We start from the raw sequence: 21,103 nt of genomic DNA, 5'->3' as shown, positions 1-21,103 counted from the left end.
CGACGCTGCCGTCGAGCTCCTGGGCGGCCGGGAAGTCGCTGAGCCTATCGCCGGCCGGCCACGTCCGGTAGGCAGCGAACAGCCTGAAGGAGGTCGGCGAAGGTGGCGGCCGGCAGCAGCCGGTCACAGCACGGCAGGGCCGCGGCCATGCCGCCGACGCCGGGGGTCCATCCAGGAGCGCCGGCGCGGGGATTCAACCAGATGATCCGGTACGCACGACGCCGCAACCGGGCCATGACGGCGGCCATCCGTTCCGGCGGGTCGCTGTCCCATCCGTCCGAGGCGACGATCACCACGCCGCCGCGGACCGTCTCGCCGTGGTGCGAGTCGAGCAGCGCGCCGAGGTTCGCGGCGATCCGGGTGCCACCGAACCGGTCGTCGACGGCCGCCCCGGCCTGCTCGATCGCCTCCCGTGGCGAGGTGTGCCGCAGTGGCACGGTGAGCCGGGTCAGCCGGGTGGCGAAGGCGAACACCTCGGCGTCGGCGACCGTGGCGAACGCGCGCATGAGCTGGAGGTACGCGGCCGCCTGGGCACGCATCGACTCGCTGACGTCGCAGAGCATCACCACCCGGCGCGGGCGGGGCACCGGCCGTTCCCGGACCACGGTCACCGCCTCCCACCCGGTACGCCGGGCCCGGGCGATGGTGGGCCGCAACGCCACCCGACGGCCGGCCGGATGTGCCCGGTGGCGGCGGCCGCGCCGGTGCGGCCAGTGGGTGAGCGTGTCCCGCAGCGCCTCGCCGAGCGCCGCGGTCTGTCCGGCGTCCAGGTCCTCGAAGGGCCGCTGGGCCAGTGCCGCCAGCTCGCTGGGCCGCAGTTCGGGCAGGTGGAGGCCGTCCTCGGCGGGCGAGTCCTCGGCCGCGACCGCCGGTGGCAGGGTGGCCCACGGCAGCCCGTCGCCGCCGGCGGTCTTCTCGTCGCCGGTGCCGGGGACCGCCACGTTGGTGTCGTCGTCGCGGCGGGGCGGCGGGGTGGCCGACCGGCTCAGCGGCAGCGGCGGGCTGTCGTCGAAGACGGTGGCGAAGACCCGGTCGAAGACGGCCAGGTCGGCGTGCCGGCGGACCAGGGTGACCCGGGCCGTCCAGTAGAGCGCGCCGCGGGACACCGGCGGGCTGGCGGCCAGTGCCCGTACCAGATCGTCGGTCTCGGTGATCCCGGCCGGGAGGCCGGCGGCGCGCAACCGGGCCGTGAACGCCACCGCGAACGCGGCCCGGTCGATGCCGCGCAGCAGCACCGGCGTGTGGTCAGCCGCGGGCAACGAACCAGATGACGACGGCGGCGGCGACCGCCACGCCGATGCCGACCGGAATGAGCCGCTTGTAGACGGATCCGCCGGCCACGGCCAGCAGATCGAGTGCCTCCGGCTCGGCCTCCTCCTTCACCGCGACCGAGGCGGGGGCCGCGACCTCAGCGGCGGGCGCGGGGGTTTCCGCGACGGATGAGGCGGCGGGCGCGGGGGTTTCCGCGACGGGTGAAGCGGCGGGCGCGGGGGCTTCCGCGACGGATGAGGCGGCGGGCTCGGGGGCTTCCGCGGCGGGCGAGGCGGCGGGCTCCTCGGCGGCCAGCTTCGCCTCCAGGTTCGCGACGAACTGGGCGAGCAGCTTCGAGGACACCTCCTTGATCATGCCGCTGCCGAACTGGGCCAGCTTCCCACTGATCTTCAGGTCGGTATCGACCGAGACCCGGGTGCCGTCCTCCCCCTCCGGCGACAGCGACGCGCTGACCACGGCGGCCGCGTTGCCGGCCGACCGGGCGTCGCGGCCCTTCGCGTCGATGACCGCCCGGTAGGCCGTGTCGTCCCGCTCCACGAACCGGGCGGTCCCGGAGAATTCCGAGATCACCGGACCGACCTTGACCTTCACCTTTCCCTGGTAGACGTCGCCCTCCACCCCGGTGAGCCGGGCGCCCGGCATGCAGGGGGCGATGCCTTCGAGGTCGGTCAGCACCTGCCAGGCACGGTCGACCGGGATCCGTACGGTGAACTCGTTGGTGATCTTCATTGGGGGCTCTCCCGGGTTACGGCCTCGGCGACCAGAATCCGGTCGTCGGGGGTCTTGGCGATGGTGCCGATGGTGCGCAGAACGTCCCCCGCGGCGAGGTCGGCGACGCCGAGAGCGGCAAGCGCGGAGACCCAGTCGATGGTCTCGGCCAGGCCGGGCGCCTTGTCCAGTTCGAGCCCCCGGACCCGGCCGATGAACTCGGTGGCGTCCCGGATCAGCGGCGCGGTGGCGGCCGGAACCGCGCGGCGCACGATCGACGCCGCGCGGTCCGGGGCCGGGAACTCGATCCAGTGGTAGAGGCAGCGGCGGCGCAGCGCGTCGTGCAGGTCGCGGCTGCGGTTGGAGGTGAGCACCACGACCGGCGGCCGGGTGGCGGCGAAGGTGCCCAGTTCGGGAACGGTCACCGACGCCTCGCCGAGGAACTCGAACAGCAGCGCCTCGAACTCGTCGTCGGCCCGGTCGATCTCGTCGATCAGCAGCACCGGCGGGGTCGGCCCGTCGTGCCGGACGGCGCGCAGGATCGGCCGTTCCAGCAGGAAGTCGTCGGTGAACAGGGAGGAGTCGTCGGAGGCGTGGCCGAGCCGGATGTGCAGCAGCTGACGCTGGTAGTTCCACTCGTACAGGGCCTCGCCCGCGGTCAGGCCCTCGTAGCACTGGAGGCGGATGAACGGCGTGTCGAGCGCGTCCGCCAGCGCCTTGGCGGCGGCCGTCTTGCCGACACCGGGCTCGCCCTCCAGCAGCAGCGGCTTGCCGAGACGCAGGGCCAGGAAGATCGCCATGGCGAGGCCGTCGTCGACCAGGTAGTCGACGGCGTCCAGACGCGCGATGACCTCGTCAGGAGTGTTCAATCTCAGGTCAGGCCTTCGTGTACTTCTTCAGGCAGCCGGGGCAGCAGAACCAGAAGTCCTCGCCGTCGACCACCCCGTGCGGGGTGTCCGGTCCGATCACGACGGTCATCCCGCAGACCGGGTCGATGGCGGTCCGTGCGGGGGTCTCGCCGATGGGGACCATGATCTCCTCGATGGGAAATGTGGCCGGCCCGACGGGCAGGGTCGGGCCGGCCACGAACTCGGGCCCGGCTTTCGCGAACGCGGCCGCCTCGGCGTGCGTCGCGGCGGGCTTCTTCGGCGCGGCGGCGGTCAGGCCACCGACGCGCATCTCGCGCACGATCTCGGCCAGCACCGAGAGGGCGATCTCCTTGGGGGTACGGGCGCCGATGTCGATACCGGCGTGCGCCCGGATCCGGGACCGCTCCTCGATGGACAGGTTCATCGTGTCGAGCAGGATCGCCGACCGGGTGTTGCTGGCCACCAGCGCGATCAGCGGCACACCGGCGTCCAGCGCCTCCCGGACGGCGCGTTCCTCGTCGCGGCCCAGCCCGGCCACCACCACCGCGGTCGCCCCCTCGTACGAGTGGGCCACCTCGAAGTCGAGGAACTCGGCCAGGGCCGTCGCGGCCGTGCCGACCGGGGTGCCACCGGTCACCACGATCAGCGGTTTCGGCAGCACCGGCCGGAGGAAGATCTCGATCGCCCCGCCGGAGTGGCAGGGGTTGACGACGACGAGCGCGCCGGGCGTCTCCGGGAACTCGGCCGAGTCCTCCGGCAGCACCCGCAGCAGGACGGTGTTGCCGTCGCGCAGCGAGTCCATGGCGGCCGCCCGCACCGACGTCTCGGCGCAGACCCCGCCGACGAAGCCCTCGATGGACCCGTCGGCCAGGATCACCGCGTCGTCGCCGGCCCGCGCCGAGGTGGGTTCCTGGGCGCGGACCACGGTGGCGTGCACGAACGGCCGGCGGGCGACCGTCAGCTCGTGGGCGCGCTCGGCGATGCTCGTCGTCATCACGTACTCCGTCTTCTAGATCGGCGGGGTGGCCTGACCGCGCATCGCGTCCCAGACCCGCGACGGGGTGAGCGGCATGTCGGCGTGCCGGACGCCGAACGGCTTGAGCGCGTCGACGACCGCGTTGACGATCGCCGGCGGCGAGCCGACCGTCGCGGACTCGCCGACGCCCTTGGCGCCGATCGGGTGGTGCGGCGACGGGGTGACCGTGTAGCCGGTCTCCCAGTCGGGCACCTCCAGCGCGGTCGGGATCAGGTAGTCCATCAGCGAGGCGCCGAGGCAGTTGCCGTCCTCGTCGAAGGAGATCATCTCCATGAGGGCCATGCCGACGCCGTCGGTGAGACCGCCGTGCACCTGACCCTCGATGATCATCGGGTTGATCCGGGTGCCGCAGTCGTCGACCGCGATGAACCGGCGGACCTTGACCTCGGCGGTGCCCGGGTCGATGTCGACGACGCAGATGTACGCCCCGTGCGGGTAGGTCAGGTTCGACGGGTTGTAGCAGATCTGCGCCTCGAGACCGCCCTCGACGCCGTCCGGCAGGTCGCCCGCGCCGTGCGCCCGGAACGCGATCTCCTGGATCGTCACCGACTTGCCCGGGTCGCCCTTGACCTGGAAGGCGCCCTTCACCCAGTCCAGGTCGGCGACCGACACCTCGAGCATCGCCGAGGCGATCAGCCGCGCCTTGTCCCGCACCTTGCGGGCCACCAGGGCGGCCGCCGCGCCGGAGACCGGGGTGGACCGGCTGCCGTAGGTGCCGAGACCGAACGGCGTGTTGTCGGTGTCGCCGTGCAGCACGTCGATGTCGGCCGGCGGGATGCCCAGCTCCTCGGCGATGATCTGCGCGAACGTGGTCTCGTGGCCCTGGCCCTGGGTCTTCACCGAGAGCCGGACGACGGCCTTGCCGGTCGGGTGCACCCGCAGCTCGCAGCCGTCGGCCATGCCCAGGCCGAGGATGTCCATGTTCTTGCGCGGCCCGGCGCCGACCGCCTCGGTGAAGAACGCGATGCCGATGCCCATCAGCTCGCCGCGGGCCCGCTTCTCAGCCTGCTCCTTGCGCAGCTCGTCGTAGCCGGCCATCTCCATGGCGAGGCGCATGGTGGGCTCGTAGTTCCCGGAGTCGTACACCCATCCGGTCTTGGTGGTGTACGGGAACTGGTCGGGCTGGATGAAGTTCTTCAGCCGCAGCTCGGCCGGGTCCATCTGGAGCTCGTAGGCGAGCGTGTCGACGATCCGCTCGACCAGGTAGACGGCCTCGGTGATGCGGAACGAGCAGGCGTACGCCACACCGCCGGGCGCCTTGTTCGTGTAGACCGCGGTCATCTTGCAGTGCGCGGCCTGGATGTCGTAGCTACCGGTGAACACGCCGAAGAAGCCGGCCGGGTACTTCACCGGGGCGGCCGTGCCGTTGAACGCGCCGTGGTCGGCCAGCACGTTCGTACGGATCGCCAGGATCTTGCCCTCGCGCGTCGCCGCGATCTCGGCCCGCATGATGTAGTCCCGGGCGAAACCGGTGCTGATCAGGTTCTCCGAGCGGTCCTCCATCCACTTCACCGGCTTGCCGGTGACGATGGAGCCGACGATGCTCAGCACGTAGCCCGGGTAGATCGGCACCTTGTTGCCGAAGCCGCCGCCGATGTCCGGGGCGATCACCTGGATCTTGTGCTCGGGCAGACCGGCGACGATCGCGTAGAGGGTGCGGTGCGCGTGCGGGGCCTGGGTGGTCGACCAGAGCCGCAGCCTGCCCTCGACCGGGTCGAAGTCGGCGACCGAGCCGCACGTCTCCATCGGCGCGGGGTGCACGCGCGGGTAGACGATGTCCTCCTTGACGACCACGTCCGCCGAGGCGAAGACCCGGTTCGTCTCCTCCTCGTCACCGGTCTCCCAGTCGAAGACGTGGTTGTCCGCCTTGCCCTCGAGGTCGGTGCGGATGATCGGGGCGTCCGGCGCCAGGGACTTGCGGACGTCGACGACCGGTTCCAGCACGTCGTACTCGACGTCGATCAGTTCGAGGGCGTCCCGGGCCTTGTACCGGTCCTCGGCGACGACGAACGCCACCTCCTGGCCCTGGAAGCGCACCTTGTCGGTGGCCAGCACGGCCTGCACGTCGTTGGAGAGCGTCGGCATCCAGGCCAGGCCCAGGCCCTTGAGGGTCTCGCCGGTGACGACCGCCTTCACGCCGGGCGACGCCTCGGCCGCGCTGGTGTCGATGCTGACGATGCTCGCGTGCGCGAAGGGCGACCGCAGGATCGCCAGGTGCAGCATGCCGGGAAGCTGCACGTCGTCGACGAACCGGCCGCGGCCGCGGAGCAGGCGCGCGTCCTCCTTGCGCAGCATCCGGCCGAAGCCGACCGGATTCTGGTCGTTGTCCTCGAACTCGGTGAGTTTGGAGTCCTGGAGATCGGTCATGCCTGCGCCACCTCCTCTTCCTTAGCGGCGTTGGCCTCGTGCACCGCGGCCCAGCGGACCGAGCGGATGATCGAGGAGTAACCGGTGCAGCGGCAGATCTGGCCGGAGATGGCCTCGCGGATCTCGCCCTCGGTCGGGTCCGGGTTCCTGTCCAGCAGCGCCCGGCAGGTCATCAGCATGCCCGGCGTGCAGAACCCGCACTGGAGGCCGTGGCACTGCCGGAAACCTTCCTGGATCGGGTCCAGTTCGGCGCCGTTGGCCAGACCTTCGACGGTACGGACCTCGTGGCCCCCGGCCATCGCGGCCAGCACGGTGCACGACTTGACGGGCTCGCCGTCCAGCCACACCACGCAGACGCCGCAGTTGCTCGTGTCGCAGCCCCAGTGGGTGCCGGTCAGGCCGAGCACGTCGCGCAGGAAGTGCACGAGCAGCATGCGGCCCTCGATCTCACGGGTGTACTCGGTCCCGTTGACGGTCATCGTGACCTGCATGGTTCAGCTCCTCGCCCGTTCCACGGCGGTACGCAGGGTGCGCCGGGTCAGCTCGTCCGCCAGGTGGCGCTTGTAGTCGGCACTGCCCCGGGTGTCGGTCACCGGGTCGCAGCTGCGCGCCGCGATCGCCCCCGCCAGCCGGTACAGCTCCTCGCTCGGCTCGTGGCCACGCAGAGCCGCCGAGATCTCCGGGATGCCGGTGGTGTTCGGGCCGACCGCGGCCAGGCCCACCCGGGCGTCCACGATCCGTCCGGCGTCCAGCCACACCGCGGCGCCGGACGACACCACGGCCCAGTCACCGGCGCGGCGCTCGACCTTCGCGTACGCGCTGCCGACCTTGAAGCTCTTCCGGGGGAGCCGGATCTCGGTGAGGATCTCGTTGTCCGCGACGGCCGTCTCGTACGGGCCGACGTGGAACTCCTCCATGGTGACGACCCGCTCGGCGCCGCCCGGGCCCCGGATCACGCAGCTCGCGTCCAGGGTCGTGCACACCGCCGACAGGTCCTCGGACGGGTCCGCCTGGCAGAGCGATCCGCCCAGGGTGCCGCGATTGCGGACCACCGGGTCGGCGATCACCCGCTCGGCGTCCCGGAAGATCGGGAAGACGCCGGCCAGCACGTCCGACTCGAGCAGCTCCCGATGCCGGGTCATGGCCCCGATGCGCACCTCGTCGTCGCTCAGCCTGATGTAGCCGAGCTCGCCGTGCAGATCGTTGATGTCGATGAGATATTCGAAGTTGGCGAGCCGCAGCTTCATCATCGGCAGCAGGCTGTGGCCACCGGCCACCAACCGTGCCGAGCTGCCCAGCCGCTCCAACAGTCCAATGGCTTGATCCACGCTTGTGGCACGTTCGTATTCGAACGGAGCCGGCACCTGCACCCTGCACCTCCCGCGAAGTCGCGCAGACCCTCGCGTGCCCGGGATCCATTGTCAACAGCGACCTAAGGGTTCTCTTAATCAAGCGTTGACTAGGTCTTGATGATCACGGAAGGTGCTCAGATGCGCGAGATCGTGGACGGGCTGATCGCCTGGCGCGCCGCCGGCGTCTCCTTCGCCGTGGCGACGGTCGTGAACACCTGGCGTTCGGCGCCCCGCCGGCCCGGCGCCGCGATGGCCGTCAACGAGCACGGCGACGTTCTGGGCAGTGTCTCGGGCGGCTGCGTGGAGGGCGCCGTCTACACGGCCGCTCAGGAAGTCATAAAAACCAAAAAGGCACAGACGCACACGTACGGGGTGAGCGACGGCGACGCGTTCGAAGTCGGTCTGACCTGCGGCGGCACCATCGAGGTCATGATCCAGCCGGACGTCGCCCTGTCCTCGCTGGACGCCCTGCTCGCCGACATCGCCGCCGGCCGCCCAGTCGCCGCCGTGTCCCTACCCGGCGCCCAGCTCGTGGTGTGGCCCGACCGCACCGCCGGCACCCTCGGCGACCCCGAGCTCGACCGGATCGCCGCCGCCCAGGCGAGAGGCCTGCTCGCGCACGGGCGCAGCGCCATCGTGACGGCCTGCGAGCGCGAGGTGTTCGTCCAGTCCTGGGCCTCCCCGGCCCGCATGATCGTCTTCGGGGCGATCGACTTCGCCGCCGCGGTGGCCCGGATCGGGAAGTTCCTCGGCTACCGGGTCACCGTCTGCGACGCCCGGGGCGTCTTCGCCACCGAGGCACGCTTCCCCGAGGCGGACGAGGTGGTCGTCCAGTGGCCGCACCGCTACCTCGAATCCACCGAGATCGACGAGCGCACCGTCCTGTGCGTGCTCACCCACGACCCGAAGTTCGACATCCCGCTGCTGGAGGTCGCCCTGCGGACCCCGGCCCGCTACATCGGCGCGATGGGCAGCCGCCGCACCTGCGAGGACCGCATCCGCCGTCTGCGCGAGGCCGGTGTCCCGGAGGCGGCTCTGGCCCGCCTGCGCGCCCCGATCGGCCTCGACCTGGGCGCCCGCACCCCGGAGGAGACCGCGGTGGCCATCGCCGCCGAGATCGTCGCCCTCTCCTGGGGCGGCTCCGGAGCCCCGCTCACCGACCTCACCGCCCCCATCCACGGCCCCGCCTGATCAGGGCACTTCCACGGACCGGAAGCGGTCAGTCGCCGGCGAGGATCTCGTCGGTTCGGCGGCCGGCCGTGGCCCACCAGGTGGCGATGCGGTCGACGACCGGGCCGGGGTTGCGGGCCCAGGCGATGTGGTCGTTGCTGCCGCCCGGCGGGACGTCGGCGTGGCGGTACTGCCAGACCGTGGCGGCCGACGGGTCGAACATGGCGGCGGCGAAGGCCTCGACCGACATCGGCGGGGCGAGACGATCGCCCTCCAGGGCCACGAGCAGCGACGGAGTACGCACCGGCTCGGGCGCCGGGAACGGGGTGCGGCCGGTCAGCGCCATCCGGGCCCACTCGCGCATCAGGGTGCGGGCGCCGGGGCCGCCGAAGGCCGGCTTGGGCAGGTGGCCGAACAGGGTGGTCAGCAGCGGGACGACCACGCCGGCCTGGATCACCAGCGGCAGGCCGCCGAGCGGGTAGTGCCGGTGGTACGGCAGGGCGCCGCCCACCGTGACCACACCGTCCGCCGGGACGTGGCCGAGCTGGTGACCGACCGCGAGCTGGGCGCCGAGGCTGTGGCCGAGGATGATGACCGGCCGCTGCGGCGCCTCGGCACGGGCCGCCGTCACCGCCTCGGCCATCACCTGGATCTCGTCGGCGTAGGACCAGTCGTTGCCCCGCGACGCCGGGCGCTCGCCCTGCTCGAAACCGCGCCGGGGCAGAGCACGGGCGCTCCAGCCGCGGGCTTCGAACGCTTCGACGAGCAGCCGGTAGTACCGGGATCCGATGCCCATGGCGGGCGACACGAGGACCATTGGTGCCGGCTGCGTCATGTCGATCCCTGTTCCGGTGTCGGCGGCCAGTTGTTACCGGCCGGTATCAGCACTCTCGGGTCGCCGGATCCGGACGACAAGCGGATATGGCCCACATCACGCCGTCGGCCGATCCCATGAGAGCCGGCGCCGATGCCGGTCAGCCTCTTTTCATCAGACGGCCGACCGCGGCCATCAGCTCGGAGGCCATCTCGTCGGCGCGGCCCTCCTGAGCGCCCTCGTGCATGCAGTGGCGGGCGTGCCCGTCGAGGAGGCCGAGCGCCACCTTGTCGAGGGCGGCCTGGATGGCGGAGATCTGGGTCAGGATGTCGATGCAGTAGCGGTCGTCCTCGACCATCCGCTCGATGCCGCGCACCTGGCCCTCGATGCGGCGCAGCCGGGACTGCAGGTTGTCCTTCGTCGCGGTGTAGCCGCGGGTCGGGGCGGGATTGGTCATGCGGACCATGCTACATCGCTTGGGTACCCCTACCGGGTATGTGTATGGTGGGGGGACAGCACGACGAAGGGAGCGCTCTTAACGACATCCCCGCGGATGAATCCGGGGGATTTCCCAGCTCAGACCGCATCTGATCCACGTCCCGGAAGGAGGCGATCCGATGTCTGACGTCGTCGGCACCGGCACGGTCGCGTTCGGCCGTGGCGAGGATCGTCCTCGCGGCGTTGAGATCACGACCTGCGGTGTAGGCGCAGGCCGTGCACTCGAAGGTGCGGACGCCGAGTCCGAGGCGGAGATTGGCTCTCTCGCCGCACCCGGAACAGGTCATCGTGGTGTAGGCGGGCGGCACCAGCACCACCTTCCGGCCCGCCCGCGTGCCACGGTCGATCAGTTCTCGTTTGCAGGCGCCGATCGCGGCGTCGGCGGCCTTACGCGCCATGCTGCTCTTGCCGAGGAACTTCGGTTTGAAATCCTCGACAGCGATCAGGTGGTGATGGTCGACGACGGTCTTGGCCCAGACCCGGGCGTCGTGAGCGTTCTGCCGGGCGGCCTTCTTGACGATCCGGTCGGCCTGCCGCTTCGCCGCCAGATAGCCCTTCGACGGGGTATGGCCTTTCGGCCGGCGGCGGCGGGCCATCGTGCGCTGCGCCTTGGCCAACGCGGCCGCACACCGGCGGCGGTGTCCGAGGTGCGGCAGGTCGAACACCGAGTTCGTGGTGGTGGCCGTGGTGGTCACACCCCAGTCCACGCCGATGCCCGGCAGATCCGGGTCCGGTGCCGCGACAGCCTCACGCTGGACGACGAACGACCCATACCAGTGGCCGAGGTTGTCCTGGTAGACCCGCACGGAGGTGGGGTCCGAGGGCAGCTCGCGGGACCAGACGACCGGGATGGTCACGCCCTTGGCAAGCCGCAGCCGGCCATCGGTGATCGCGAAACCGTTGCGGGTGTACTCCAAGGTCGGCAGCGCGTTCTTCTTGAGCTTGACCTTCGGCCGGCCCCGGTCCATCACGGTGAACGAGGCGTTCAACGCCGAGCCATAGGTGCGCAGCGTTTGCTGTTGGGCGTTCTGCGAACCCGCACGAAGCCAGGCGAACCTGGCGCGGGCCTCGGTCAGCAGCTTCGACAGCCTGCCGAACGTCGGCTTGCGGCCGGATTTCTGCTGGTGGACGGCCTCGTTCCACAGCCAGCGGCAGCAGGCCCGCTCGGCGAGCAGTGCGGCCTGCGCCTGACGGCCGGGCCGCAGGCGGTAGGTGTAACGCACCGTCTCGACCACACCAAACACTGTACAGGCGACATCTTGCTCCCCGCAAACCCCGTGAATTCCGATCCGACGGCAACACCGCGAACCGCTGCACCCACCACATCGCCTGGTACTCCAGGCACCGCCGCGACGTCGTCAAAGGCGACATCGACATCCGACTCAACGTCTGACCAGACGCCCATCCGCCCTGCCGGCGGATGGGCTATTCCCGACCTGCTCCGCAGGGAATCCGATTCCTCCCCACGGCTGAAGCCGGGGGTTTCCACGGAAGGTTTTCGATGAGGACGCCGGTACGCCTGGCCACGTTCGCGCTGGGACTGGTCGCCGTCTTCGGGGTGGCGGCCGGCGCGGGGCGCCTGATCGGCCCCGACGCGCAGCCCGAGCCGCCGCCGGCGCACGGCGAGGCCCACGCGCCCGCCGCGCCGGAGATCCCGGGCGGATTGCAGATCGCGCAGGGTGGCTACCGGTTGAGCCCGGCCACCACCCGGCTCACCGTCGGGGAGCCCGGGCCGTTCGCCTTCCAGGTCCTCGGGCCGGACGGGAAGCCGGTCACGGCGTACACCCGTAACCACGACAAGGACCTGCACCTCATCGTGGTCCGGCGGGATCTGTCCGGCTACCAGCACCTGCATCCGGCGCTGGGCGCGGACGGCACGTGGTCGGTGCCGATCGGCGTGGATACCCCCGGGCAGTACCGGGTGCTCGCCGACTTCCAGCCGGCCGCCGAGCCGGAGGCGCTCACCCTGGGCGTCGACGTGCCCGCGGCGGGCGACTACCAGCCGGTGCCGCTGCCTCCGGCGGCCCGGACCGCCGAGATCGACGGCTACACCGTCACCCTCGACGGCGATCTCGCGGCCGGGGCCTCGTCGGCGCTCGACTTCACCGTCAGCCGGGACGGGAAGCCGGTCACCGACCTGGAGCCCTATCTCGGGGCGCTCGGTCACCTGGTGGCGCTGCGCGAGGGTGACCTCGCCTACCTGCACGTGCACCCGGCGAGCGAGACCGCGCTGAGCTTCCAGGCCGAGGTGCCGTCGCCCGGGGTCTACCGTCTCTACCTGGATTTCCAGCACGCTGGAAAGGTGCGCACCGCCGAGTTCACCGCGACGACGACCGGTGTCACCCAGCCGCCGGCCCCGACCGAGACCGCCGGTCACGGCGCCGACGGCCACACGCATGACTGAGGGGGCAACCGCCATGAGCCTGCAAATCTCTCCTCAGCTGATCGAACTCGAGATCGGCGGGATGACCTGCGCGTCCTGCGCGGCCCGGATCGAGAAGAAGCTGAACCGGATGGACGGGGTGACCGCCACGGTCAACTACGCCACCGAGAAGGCGACGGTGACGGCCGACCCGGGCGTCACCGCGGCCGACCTGATCGCCACGGTCGAGAAGACCGGATATTCCGCCGCGGTCAAGGCCGCCGAAAAGCCCGCCGAGCCGGATAGAACGGATCCTCTTCGCACCCGGCTGATCGTCTCGATCGTGCTCAGCGTGCCGGTGATCCTGCTGGCCATGGTTCCGGCCTGGCAGTTCACCTACTGGCAGTGGGCCTCGCTCACCCTGGCCGCGCCGGTGGTCGTCTACGGCGGCTGGCCGTTCCACCGGGCGGCCGCGATCAACCTGCGGCACGGCGCGGCGACCATGGACACGCTGGTCTCGCTGGGGACGATCGCGGCGTTCGGCTGGTCGCTGTGGGCGCTGTTCTTCGGCACCGCCGGGGAGCCGGGCATGACGCACCCGTTCAGCCTGGCCGTCAACCGCACCGACGGCGCCGGGGCCATCTACCTGGAGGCGGCCGCCGGGGTGACCATGTTCATCCTGGCCGGGCGGTACTTCGAGGCCCGGTCCAAGCGGCGGGCCGGTGACGCGCTGCGGGCGCTGCTGGAACTGGGCGCCAAGGACGTCGCCGTGCTGCGCGACGGCCGGGAGGTGCGCGTCGCCGTCGAGGATCTGCGGACGGACGACCGGTTCGTGGTCCGCCCGGGCGAGAAGATCGCGACGGACGGCGTGGTCGAGGAGGGGTCGTCGGCGGTCGACCGGTCCATGCTGACCGGCGAGAGCGTCCCGGTCGAGATCGCGCCGGGCGGCGAGGTCGCCGGCGGCACGGTGAACGCGGGCGGCCGGCTGATCGTGCGGGCCACCCGGGTGGGCGCCGACACCCAGCTGGCGCAGATGGCCCGGCTGGTCGAACAGGCGCAGGCCGGCAAGGCGGAGGTGCAGCGGCTCGCCGACCGGATCTCCGCGGTGTTCGTGCCGATCGTGATCACGCTGGCCGTGGCGACGCTGGGCTGGTGGTACGGGACCGGCGCGGGCTGGACGGCCGCGTTCACCGCCGCGGTGGCCGTGCTGATCATCGCCTGCCCGTGCGCGCTCGGCCTGGCCACGCCGACGGCGCTGCTGGTCGGCACCGGCCGGGGCGCGCAGCTCGGCATCCTGATCAAGGGTCCGGAGGCGCTGGAGTCGACCCGCCGGGTGGACACGATCGTCCTGGACAAGACGGGCACGGTCACGACCGGCGTGATGAAGCTGGTCGCCGTGCTGCCCGACGATCCGGAACTGCTGCGCCTCACTGCCTCCGTGGAGGCGGCGTCGGAACACCCCATCGCTCACGCGATCGCGGCCGGGGTGGGCGATCACCTTCCGGTCAGTGGGTTCACCAGCTTCGAGGGCTTGGGCGTACGGGGAACCGCCGGCGATCGTGAGATTCTCGCCGGGCGGATCGGTCTGCTGGAGCGGGAGGGTTTCGAGGTCCCCTTCGAGGTCGCCCGGATCGCCGCCGAGCAGGAGGCGGCCGGCCGCACCGCGATCGTGGCCGGCTGGGACGGCAAGGCCCGCGGTGTGCTGGCCGTCGCCGACACGGTGAAGCCGTCCAGCGCCACCGCGGTCGCCGGGCTGCGCCGCCTGGGCCTGACCCCGGTGCTGCTGACCGGCGACAACGAGACGGTGGCGCGGGCCGTGGCGGCCGAGGTCGGCATCGACGAGGTGATCGCCGGGGTGCTGCCGGCCGGCAAGGTCGACGTGATCCGGCGGTTGCAGTCGGACGGCCGGGTGGTGGCGATGGCCGGCGACGGGGTGAACGACGCGGCCGCCCTGGCCCGGTCCGACCTGGGGCTGGCCATGGGCACCGGCACCGATGTGGCGATCGAGGCGTCCGACCTGACCCTGGTGCGGGGCGATCTGACGGCCGCGGTGGACGCGATCCGGCTGTCCCGGCGGACCCTGCGGATCATCAAGAGCAACCTGTTCTGGGCGTTCGCGTACAACGTGGCGGCGCTGCCACTGGCCGCCGCCGGGTTGCTCAACCCGATGATCGCCGGCGCCGCGATGGCCTTCTCCTCGGTCTTCGTGGTCGCCAACAGTCTCCGCCTGCGCCGTTTCCGGCCCCTGTACTGACCTCTCGGCGGCCGGCTCGCCGAAGAGCCGGCCGCCGGAGACTCAGTCCAGGACGGCGGTCACCGTGCCGGCGGCGACCGTGCGGTTGCCCTCACGGACCGCGAAGCCCATGCCGGCTTCCAGGGCGATCGCCTTGCCCAGGGTCACCGTCACCTCGTCCAGGGTGTCGCCGGGCATGACCAGGTCGCGGCCGCCGAGGTCCATCCCGCCGGACACGTCGGTGGTGTGGAAGTAGAACTGCGGCCGGTAGTCCGCCGCGAACGGCGTGTGCCTGCCACCCTCGGCGCTGGTCAGCGCGTACATCCGGGCCGTGAAGACCCGGTGCGGGCGCACGCTGGACGGCGCCGCGAGGACCTGGCCGCGCTGCACCTGCTCGCGCTTGACCCCGCGCAGCAGGACGGCGGCGTTGTCGCCGGCCTGCGCCGACTCCAGGACCTTGCCGAACGTCTCCAGGCCGGTGGCGACGCTGGCGACGGTCGGACCGAGGCCGACCACCTCGACCGGCTCGCCCACGCGGAGCTCGCCGCGCTCCACCTTGCCGGTGACGACGGTGCCGCGGCCGCTGATCGACAGCACGTTCTCGATCGGCATGAGGAACGGCTCACCCAGCTCGCGCGGCGGGATCGGCACGTAGGTGTCGACCGCGTCGAGCAGCTCGGCGATCGACGCCACCCAGCGCGGGTCGCCGTCGAGCGCCTTGAGCGCGCTGACCCGGACCACCGGCACCTCGTCGCCGGGGAAGCCGTAGGCCGACAGCAGCTCACGGACCTCCAGCTCGACCAGGTCGAGCAGCTCCGGGTCCTCGGCCATGTCGCTCTTGTTGAGGGCCACCACCAGGTACGGCACGCCGACCCGCTGGGCGAGCAGCACGTGCTCGCGGGTCTGCGGCATCGACCCGTCCTGCGCCGAGACGACCAGGATCGCGCCGTCCACCTGCGCCGCGCCGGTGATCATGTTCTTCACGTAGTCGGCGTGGCCGGGCATGTCGACGTGGGCGTAGTGGCGGGACGCGGTCTCGTACTCGACGTGGGCGATGGTGATGGTGATGCCGCGGGCGGCCTCCTCCGGGGCCTTGTCGATCCCCTCGAACGCGACGTACCGGTTGGTTGCCGGGTCGCGGTCGGCGAGGACCTTCGTGATCGCGGCGGTCAGGGTCGTCTTGCCGTGGTCGACGTGACCCATCGTGCCGATGTTGAGGTGTGGCTTCGTACGGATGAACTGGCTCTTGGCCATCTTTGCGAGTCCTCACTGGATGCGAGGCGGGAGGTGGAGCGCGGCCCGATGCCAGCCGGGGCGCGCCAGAACCACGCACGGAGCAGCCACCCCTCCCCTGGGTTCTGCTGCTGGCGGGGAGGGGTCAGACTCGCGAATCAAGGCGCGCGGGAGCCACCACGAGGGGCAGCTGCAGACCGGGCGCGAAGAACATGCCGAGAGGCTAGCGCGGCCCCCGGCCGGCGACCACCGAATTAACGACGTCGATGATCGGGGCGGGCGGCAGGGGCGTCAGCCAGTTGGGGCGCACGTCGACGAACCGGACCCGGCCGGCCCGGTCGGCGACGACCACGGTGGCGAACGGCAGCACCGACCGGCCGGTGCCGAGCGGCTTGTCGGCGCCGGGGCTGCCGAAGCCGATGTTCAGGGCGTCGATCAGGACGTGCCGCGGGTCGGAGGCGACCAGCATGCGCAGGTCGTCGCGGTGTTTGAGATCGGCCAGCCGGCCCGGCGCCTGGGTGCTGACGGCGACCAGGTGGGCGCCCAGGCCGGTGAGCGCGGGTTCGAGCTTCTCCGAGTAGGACCGCAGCAGCGCCTCGCAGTCGGCCGAGCCGGCGTAGCGGACGAAGACCAGCACGAGCGGGCCGGTGTGCAGGAGCCGGTCGAGGTGGATCGGTCCGAGATCCACCTCGAGCAGCGGCATCAGCGGCAGGCGGTCGCCGGCCTTGACCATTCGCTTCCAGATCGCGTTGCGGTCGAGAAGCCGCCGGAACGCTTCGTCGTCGACCCGGCGCAGGTCCTGCACGGTCGTCATCGTGATCTCCAGTCCTCAGGGTGCGACCATAATACCCATCGGACCGATAGGATTACTAGGCTTAACCGGCGTAGGTCCGCACGTGGTCGAAGCTCGCCGTCGCGCCGGTGGCATTCATCGAGATCAGCCCGATCCGGTACGGGCCGGAGTATGGCAGGGTCCACACTCCGCCCCACGTCCAGGTCACCCCGTCGGTGCTGGACGCCGCCCGTACCTCATCCTCGTTGTTCGCCGCGTCGTGGTGGTAACGCAGCCGCAACCACATGGTGGACGTCGCAGGTCCACCGAACATCGGATCAAGAAGGTAACGGGCGGCTCACGTCCCAGTGCTCGACGATCAGCCCGTCCTCGAAGCGCCAGATGTCGACGACCGCCTCGGACGGGCCCTCGGCCGGGATCAGGGTGTAGTGGGCCACCACGAACTGGTCGTCCGCGATGACGTGTTGCAGGTCGAGCTGGGCGGTGGCGATCGGTGAGTTGACGATGAACTCGATCCAGGCGTCGCGGCCGGCCGGGGCGCCCGGGCTGTGTGACAGGAAATCCTCGCGGAGGATCTCGCGAAGGACCTCGACCTCGCCGGCCGCGAACCGGCCGAAGGCATCGAGGAACCGTCTCTTGTTCTCTTCCGCCACATCGATGTCAGTCATGTGAACACCGTGGCACCTCGCCGATCGGGGTTCAAGGCGTCCAGGCGCGGGGGCGGACCAGGCCGGCGTTGAAGGCGGCGATCACCAACTGGGCGCGGTCGCGGGCGGCCAGTTTGGCGAGCAGGTGGGTGATGTGGGTCTTCACCGTCTTGACCGAGATGGCCAGCGCCGTGGCGATCTCGTCGTTGGCCAGGCCCTTGCCGATCAGGGCGAGCACCTCCACCTCGCGGGGCGTGAGATGCCGCAGCGCGCGGACCCGTTCCGGCCGGGGCGCCGCCACGTAGTGGGCCACCAGCCGGGTGAGGATCGACGGGGCGAACAGCGACTCGCCCCGGCCGGTGCGCCGGACCGCCTCCACCAGGTCCTCCGGCCGGGCGTCCTTGAGCAGGAAACCGGACGCTCCCGCCTGGAGGGCCTCGTAGACGTACTCGTCCAGCTCGAACATGCTGAGCACCAGCACCCGGATGCCGGTCAGGGCCGGGTCGGCGCAGATCCGCCGGGTCGCTTCAAGACCGTCGACACCGGGCATGCGTACGTCCATGAGCACCACGTCCGGCCGTGCCGCCCGGGCCCGCAGCACCGCCCCGGCCCCGTCCGCCGCCTGCCCGGCCACCTCGATGTCCGGCTCGTGCCCGAGGATCATGGCGAGGCTCTGCCGGAGCAGCGGCTGATCGTCCACCACCAGAACCCGGGTGACCTCTTCGCTCATCGGACCTCGTCCGGGATCCGGGCGGTGAGGCGGAAGCCCGCCTCGACCCGCTCCGCCGACAGCGTGCCGCCCAGGCTGCCGACGCGTTCCCGCAGTCCGGCGAGGCCGTGCCCGGCGCCCGGGGTGGGCCGCCAGCCGTGGGCCGGTCCGCTGTCGGCCACGCTCACCACCACGTGTCCCCCGTCGCGGCGCACCCGGACCGTGGCGTCGGCCGGCCCGGCATGCCGGGCCGTGTTGGCGAGGCCCTCCCGGACCGTCCGGCAGACCGCCACCTGTACGCCCGGCGGCACGTCCCCGAGCTCACCGGCGTGCAGCCGGGCCCGCACCCCGGCGGCCCCGGCCGCGGCGACGATGCCGGGCAGCGCGTCGAGGCCCTCCACCGGCGCGCGCGGGCCGGGCGCGGTGGGCTCACGGAGCACGCCGAGCATGCGGCGCAGTTCGGCGGTGGCGTCGCGGCTGGTCTCCTCGATGTCGTCGAGGGCGGACCGCACCTCGGCGGGCGCGGGCAGGTGCCGGGTGGCCGCCGCCCGTACGGTGATCAGCCCGAGCCCGTGCGACACGAGATCATGCAGGTCGCGGGCGATGTGCAGCCGTTCGGCCAGCACCGCCTCGGTGGCCGCCCACTCGGTGAGCCGCCGCTCGTAGGCGGCCCGGTCGGCCCGCCACCGGCGCACCGCCCACACCGCCGCGGTGGCCGCCCCGCCGCCGATCACCACCGGGATGATCCGGGACAGCGGGCCGGACGTCCCGACCGTGCACATGGCCATGATCAGCACCGCGGCGACGACCACGACGACCGGCACGGCACGGCTGCGCCACGCGGGCCGGGGGTTGGCGTTCACCGGGCCGACTCTATTCCTCGGACCTGGGTCGTAGACGGATGGCGGAATCCCGGAGCACGGTCCGATGTGGCCGCGCCGGGCCGCCGGTTGACTCCTCCTATGATCACGATCGATGGTGTCACCCGGGTCCGCGGCCGGACCCGGGTCCTGCACGAGGTGAGTTTCACGGCACGTCCCGGGCGGGTGACCGGGTTCCTCGGGCCGAACGGCGCGGGCAAGACGACCACGCTGCGGGTGCTGCTCGGCCTGGACCGTCCGCAGGGCGGGACCGCCCTGATCGACGGCCGCCGGTACGCCGACCACGACCGCCCGCTCACCGTGGCCGGGGCGCTGTTGGACGGCAGCGGGGCCCACCGTTCCCGGTCGGCGCGGTCGCATCTGCGCTGGGTGGCGGCGAGCAACGGGCTGCCCCGCTCCCGCGTCGGCGAGGTGCTGGACCTGGTCGGGCTGGGCGCCGAGGCGGGCAAGCGGGCCGGCCGGTTCTCGCTCGGGATGAGCCGCCGTCTGGGGCTGGCCACCGCGCTGCTCGGCGATCCGCCGGTGCTGATCCTGGACGAGCCGGTGAACGGGCTGGACCCGGCCGGGATCCGGTGGATGCGCACGTTCCTGCGGGACAGCGCGGCCGCCGGGCGGACAGTGCTGCTCTCCAGCCACCTGATGGGTGAGCTGGCGGAGACCGTGGACGACGTGGTGATCATCGACCACGGCCGGGTGGTGGCGGCCGGTGAGCTGGCCGAGGTGGTCGGCGGCCACGCCACCCTGGAGGACGCGTTCCTGGCGAAGACCGGGAGCGAGGGCGTGTCGTGGTGAGCCTGCTCGACGCCGAGCTGCGGAAACTGCTCGGGCTGCGGACCGCCTGGATCGGGCTGCTGGTGGGTTTCCTGGCCGCGCCGGCGCTGGTGTTCGTGTCGGCCGGGAGCACCCGCCGGGCGATCGCCGAGGGCCTCTACACCGACTCCTCCGACCTGGGGTTCCAGACGCTGGGCATCGGCGTGCTGGGCGCGATGATCCTCGGCGTGGTGACGGTGAGCAGCGAGTACACGCCCACCGGGGAGGACGCGCCGGGCGCCCGGCAGCTCACCACCACGCTGGCGGCGATGCCCCGGCGGGCCCGGCTGCTGACCGCCAAGGGCGCCGCGCTGACGCTGGTGGTGGCGGTGCAGGGGCTGGTCACGACGGTGGCGACGCTGGCGCTGACCCGGCTGGTGCACGGTTCACTGGTGCCGTCGCCGGCGCCCGGGCGGCTGGCCGGCGCGGTCCTCTACTGGGTGCTGATCGGGCTGCTGGCGTACGCCCTCACGCTGATCTTCCGCAACGGGATCGTCACGCTGACCGTGCTGGTGGTGAACACCTCGGTCGTCTCGGTGTCCTACCTGCTGACCAAGGTGACCAGCGCGGCCGTCTACCTGCCGGACATCGTGGGGGCGCACATGTTCCTGAACGAGGTGGGCGACCACGACGTCGCCCCGGTGACCGCCGGGCTGGTGATGTCGGCGTGGGTGGCGGCGCTGCTGGCCCTGGCCGGGTGGCTGTTCGGCAGGCGGGACGCGTGAACGCGGTCCGGGCCGAGGTGGGCAAACTGCTCACCCTGCGGTCGCTGGCGCTCACCCTGGGCCTGACCTGGGCGGTCACGCTGCTGCTGGACGCGCTGGATCCGCCCGGGGGCTCGGTGCTGCCGTACGGGCAGGTGGGGTTCCTGATCCTGGGCGTGCTGGCGACGGCCCACGAGTACCAGGGCGGCGGCCAGATCCGGACCACGCTGCTGGCCATGCCGCGGCGGTACCGGCTCGCGGCGGCGAAGGCGGTGGCCCTGGTGGTGCTGGCGGCGCCGGCCGCGCTGCTGGTCGCGGGCACCGCCGGGGAGCCGGGCGGGGCCCTGTCGCTGGTGGTGGACACGCTGGTCGCGGCCGGGGTGGGGTTGCTGATCCGGCGTCCGGTCGGGGCCGCGGGGGCGGTGCTCATCGCGTACGAGATCGGGTTGCCCTTGATCCGCACGCACTGGGGTGAGGTGAACGACTGGCTGCCGCTCGCCGGTGTGTTGATCTTCGCGGTGGCGTCCGTGGTGTTCGCGCGCCGCGACGGGGCAGACGGATCTTGACTCCGGCGTGTTCAATACGCGCAGCGCGGGGTCCCACCCCCAGAAGAACCCTCGCGCTGGACAGGCCGAGGAGAGACAG

The 21,103-nt window shown here is 71.9% G+C and carries 22 protein-coding genes; 6 read left to right on the top strand and 16 right to left on the bottom strand.

Annotated features, from left to right (window positions below):
* Positions 1-44: 44 nt before the first annotated feature.
* Genes IEZ13_RS19445 through IEZ13_RS19415 form a run of 7 tightly spaced genes read right to left on the bottom strand, consistent with a single transcriptional unit; the run spans position 45 to position 7,616 of the window.
* Positions 45-1,259 carry a vWA domain-containing protein gene (locus IEZ13_RS19445; protein WP_183219693.1) on the bottom strand — a complete coding sequence of 405 codons (1,215 nt, stop codon included), beginning with the start codon at positions 1,257-1,259 and terminating at the stop codon, positions 45-47.
* Positions 1,246-2,001 carry an SRPBCC family protein gene (locus IEZ13_RS19440; protein ID WP_183219691.1) on the bottom strand — a complete coding sequence of 252 codons (756 nt, stop codon included), beginning with the start codon at positions 1,999-2,001 and terminating at the stop codon, positions 1,246-1,248. Before IEZ13_RS19440 ends, IEZ13_RS19445 begins: the two co-directional genes overlap by 14 nt.
* Positions 1,998-2,849 carry an AAA family ATPase gene (locus IEZ13_RS19435; RefSeq protein ID WP_183219689.1) on the bottom strand — a complete coding sequence of 284 codons (852 nt, stop codon included), beginning with the start codon at positions 2,847-2,849 and terminating at the stop codon, positions 1,998-2,000. The genes IEZ13_RS19440 and IEZ13_RS19435 overlap by 4 nt, the downstream gene beginning before the upstream one ends.
* Positions 2,850-2,856: 7 nt before the next feature.
* Positions 2,857-3,843: an XdhC family protein gene (locus tag IEZ13_RS19430; protein ID WP_183219687.1), complete on the bottom strand. Its 987-nt coding sequence runs from the start codon at positions 3,841-3,843 to the stop codon at positions 2,857-2,859.
* Positions 3,844-3,858: 15 nt separating this feature from the next.
* The gene (locus IEZ13_RS19425; protein ID WP_183219685.1) at positions 3,859-6,252 is read right to left on the bottom strand and encodes an aerobic carbon-monoxide dehydrogenase large subunit; all 2,394 of its coding nucleotides are present in this window, start codon (positions 6,250-6,252) and stop codon (positions 3,859-3,861) included.
* On the bottom strand, positions 6,249-6,743 hold the full coding sequence (locus IEZ13_RS19420) for a (2Fe-2S)-binding protein (protein ID WP_183219684.1): 495 nt from the start codon (positions 6,741-6,743) through the stop codon (positions 6,249-6,251). Before IEZ13_RS19420 ends, IEZ13_RS19425 begins: the two co-directional genes overlap by 4 nt.
* A gap of 3 nt (positions 6,744-6,746) precedes the next feature.
* The gene (locus IEZ13_RS19415) at positions 6,747-7,616 is read right to left on the bottom strand and encodes an FAD binding domain-containing protein (RefSeq protein WP_268240116.1); all 870 of its coding nucleotides are present in this window, start codon (positions 7,614-7,616) and stop codon (positions 6,747-6,749) included.
* 126 nt (positions 7,617-7,742) lie between these two features.
* On the opposite strand from IEZ13_RS19415, the gene IEZ13_RS19410 reads away from it, so the two are divergent.
* Positions 7,743-8,795, top strand: a complete 1,053-nt coding sequence (locus IEZ13_RS19410) for an XdhC family protein (RefSeq protein ID WP_183219680.1) — start codon at positions 7,743-7,745, stop codon at positions 8,793-8,795.
* Between the two features lie 28 nt (positions 8,796-8,823).
* On the opposite strand, the gene IEZ13_RS19405 is transcribed toward IEZ13_RS19410, so the two are convergent.
* From IEZ13_RS19405 to IEZ13_RS19395, 3 genes are all read right to left on the bottom strand, one after another.
* Positions 8,824-9,609, bottom strand: coding sequence for a serine aminopeptidase domain-containing protein (locus IEZ13_RS19405; protein WP_183219678.1), 786 nt, complete (start codon positions 9,607-9,609; stop codon positions 8,824-8,826).
* A gap of 139 nt (positions 9,610-9,748) precedes the next feature.
* On the bottom strand, positions 9,749-10,045 hold the full coding sequence (locus IEZ13_RS19400; RefSeq protein ID WP_041831370.1) for a metal-sensitive transcriptional regulator: 297 nt from the start codon (positions 10,043-10,045) through the stop codon (positions 9,749-9,751).
* Between the two features lie 10 nt (positions 10,046-10,055).
* Positions 10,056-11,321 carry an RNA-guided endonuclease InsQ/TnpB family protein gene (locus tag IEZ13_RS19395; RefSeq protein WP_221245402.1) on the bottom strand — a complete coding sequence of 422 codons (1,266 nt, stop codon included), beginning with the start codon at positions 11,319-11,321 and terminating at the stop codon, positions 10,056-10,058.
* Positions 11,322-11,587: 266 nt separating this feature from the next.
* Between IEZ13_RS19395 and IEZ13_RS19390 the strand changes: the two genes are divergently transcribed.
* Positions 11,588-12,490: a hypothetical protein gene (locus tag IEZ13_RS19390; RefSeq protein WP_183219676.1), complete on the top strand. Its 903-nt coding sequence runs from the start codon at positions 11,588-11,590 to the stop codon at positions 12,488-12,490.
* Positions 12,491-12,503: 13 nt separating this feature from the next.
* Positions 12,504-14,702 carry a heavy metal translocating P-type ATPase gene (locus IEZ13_RS19385; RefSeq protein ID WP_372441830.1) on the top strand — a complete coding sequence of 733 codons (2,199 nt, stop codon included), beginning with the start codon at positions 12,504-12,506 and terminating at the stop codon, positions 14,700-14,702.
* Positions 14,703-14,744: 42 nt separating this feature from the next.
* Here the strand turns inward: IEZ13_RS19385 and tuf are convergent, their stop codons facing one another.
* The 6 genes from tuf to IEZ13_RS19355 form a co-directional block, all read right to left on the bottom strand.
* A complete protein-coding gene (gene tuf / locus IEZ13_RS19380; protein ID WP_183219672.1) occupies positions 14,745-15,935 on the bottom strand; it encodes an elongation factor Tu in 1,191 nt (396 codons plus the stop codon).
* A gap of 202 nt (positions 15,936-16,137) precedes the next feature.
* The gene (locus tag IEZ13_RS19375) at positions 16,138-16,728 is read right to left on the bottom strand and encodes a redoxin domain-containing protein (protein WP_183219670.1); all 591 of its coding nucleotides are present in this window, start codon (positions 16,726-16,728) and stop codon (positions 16,138-16,140) included.
* Positions 16,729-16,789: 61 nt separating this feature from the next.
* A complete protein-coding gene (locus IEZ13_RS19370; RefSeq protein WP_183219668.1) occupies positions 16,790-17,020 on the bottom strand; it encodes a DUF1349 domain-containing protein in 231 nt (76 codons plus the stop codon).
* A 4-nt stretch (positions 17,021-17,024) separates the two neighbouring features.
* Positions 17,025-17,375 carry a nuclear transport factor 2 family protein gene (locus tag IEZ13_RS19365; protein ID WP_183219666.1) on the bottom strand — a complete coding sequence of 117 codons (351 nt, stop codon included), beginning with the start codon at positions 17,373-17,375 and terminating at the stop codon, positions 17,025-17,027.
* Positions 17,376-17,406: 31 nt separating this feature from the next.
* On the bottom strand, positions 17,407-18,084 hold the full coding sequence (locus IEZ13_RS19360) for a response regulator (protein WP_183219664.1): 678 nt from the start codon (positions 18,082-18,084) through the stop codon (positions 17,407-17,409).
* Positions 18,081-18,926 (bottom strand): sensor histidine kinase, encoded by an 846-nt coding sequence (locus IEZ13_RS19355; RefSeq protein WP_203833644.1) that lies wholly within the window; start codon positions 18,924-18,926, stop codon positions 18,081-18,083. Before IEZ13_RS19355 ends, IEZ13_RS19360 begins: the two co-directional genes overlap by 4 nt.
* A 99-nt stretch (positions 18,927-19,025) precedes the next feature.
* Here IEZ13_RS19355 and IEZ13_RS19350 point away from each other — a divergent pair, with 99 nt between their 5' ends.
* Genes IEZ13_RS19350 through IEZ13_RS19340 form a run of 3 tightly spaced genes read left to right on the top strand, consistent with a single transcriptional unit; the run spans position 19,026 to position 21,024 of the window.
* Positions 19,026-19,736 (top strand): ABC transporter ATP-binding protein, encoded by a 711-nt coding sequence (locus IEZ13_RS19350; RefSeq protein ID WP_183219662.1) that lies wholly within the window; start codon positions 19,026-19,028, stop codon positions 19,734-19,736.
* On the top strand, positions 19,733-20,479 hold the full coding sequence (locus IEZ13_RS19345; protein ID WP_183219660.1) for an ABC-2 transporter permease: 747 nt from the start codon (positions 19,733-19,735) through the stop codon (positions 20,477-20,479). The genes IEZ13_RS19350 and IEZ13_RS19345 overlap by 4 nt, the downstream gene beginning before the upstream one ends.
* Positions 20,476-21,024 carry a hypothetical protein gene (locus IEZ13_RS19340; RefSeq protein ID WP_183219658.1) on the top strand — a complete coding sequence of 183 codons (549 nt, stop codon included), beginning with the start codon at positions 20,476-20,478 and terminating at the stop codon, positions 21,022-21,024. The genes IEZ13_RS19345 and IEZ13_RS19340 overlap by 4 nt, the downstream gene beginning before the upstream one ends.
* The last annotated feature ends 79 nt before the right edge of the window (positions 21,025-21,103 follow it).

This window comes from Actinoplanes campanulatus (assembly GCF_014647795.1).
GTDB classification, from domain to species: domain Bacteria; phylum Actinomycetota; class Actinomycetes; order Mycobacteriales; family Micromonosporaceae; genus Actinoplanes; species Actinoplanes campanulatus.
The sequence above is the reverse complement of the archived record's forward strand: the minus strand, read 5'-3'. Positions and strand labels throughout refer to the sequence as shown.

Excerpts from the sequence above, each read along its gene's own strand:
- IEZ13_RS19440 (WP_183219691.1), bottom strand. The coding sequence starts at position 2,001 with ATGAAGATCACCAACGAGTTCACCGTACGGATCCCGGTCGACCGTGCC.
- IEZ13_RS19430 (WP_183219687.1), bottom strand. The coding sequence starts at position 3,843 with ATGACGACGAGCATCGCCGAGCGCGCCCACGAGCTGACGGTCGCCCGC.
- IEZ13_RS19425 (WP_183219685.1), bottom strand. The coding sequence starts at position 6,252 with ATGACCGATCTCCAGGACTCCAAACTCACCGAGTTCGAGGACAACGAC.
- IEZ13_RS19420 (WP_183219684.1), bottom strand. The coding sequence starts at position 6,743 with ATGCAGGTCACGATGACCGTCAACGGGACCGAGTACACCCGTGAGATC.
- IEZ13_RS19410 (WP_183219680.1), top strand. The coding sequence starts at position 7,743 with ATGCGCGAGATCGTGGACGGGCTGATCGCCTGGCGCGCCGCCGGCGTC.
- IEZ13_RS19405 (WP_183219678.1), bottom strand. The coding sequence starts at position 9,609 with ATGACGCAGCCGGCACCAATGGTCCTCGTGTCGCCCGCCATGGGCATC.
- IEZ13_RS19400 (WP_041831370.1), bottom strand. The coding sequence starts at position 10,045 with ATGACCAATCCCGCCCCGACCCGCGGCTACACCGCGACGAAGGACAAC.
- IEZ13_RS19390 (WP_183219676.1), top strand. The coding sequence starts at position 11,588 with ATGAGGACGCCGGTACGCCTGGCCACGTTCGCGCTGGGACTGGTCGCC.
- IEZ13_RS19385 (WP_372441830.1), top strand. The coding sequence starts at position 12,504 with ATGAGCCTGCAAATCTCTCCTCAGCTGATCGAACTCGAGATCGGCGGG.
- tuf (WP_183219672.1), bottom strand. The coding sequence starts at position 15,935 with ATGGCCAAGAGCCAGTTCATCCGTACGAAGCCACACCTCAACATCGGC.
- IEZ13_RS19375 (WP_183219670.1), bottom strand. The coding sequence starts at position 16,728 with ATGACGACCGTGCAGGACCTGCGCCGGGTCGACGACGAAGCGTTCCGG.
- IEZ13_RS19370 (WP_183219668.1), bottom strand. The coding sequence starts at position 17,020 with ATGTTCGGTGGACCTGCGACGTCCACCATGTGGTTGCGGCTGCGTTAC.
- IEZ13_RS19365 (WP_183219666.1), bottom strand. The coding sequence starts at position 17,375 with ATGACTGACATCGATGTGGCGGAAGAGAACAAGAGACGGTTCCTCGAT.
- IEZ13_RS19360 (WP_183219664.1), bottom strand. The coding sequence starts at position 18,084 with ATGAGCGAAGAGGTCACCCGGGTTCTGGTGGTGGACGATCAGCCGCTG.
- IEZ13_RS19350 (WP_183219662.1), top strand. The coding sequence starts at position 19,026 with ATGATCACGATCGATGGTGTCACCCGGGTCCGCGGCCGGACCCGGGTC.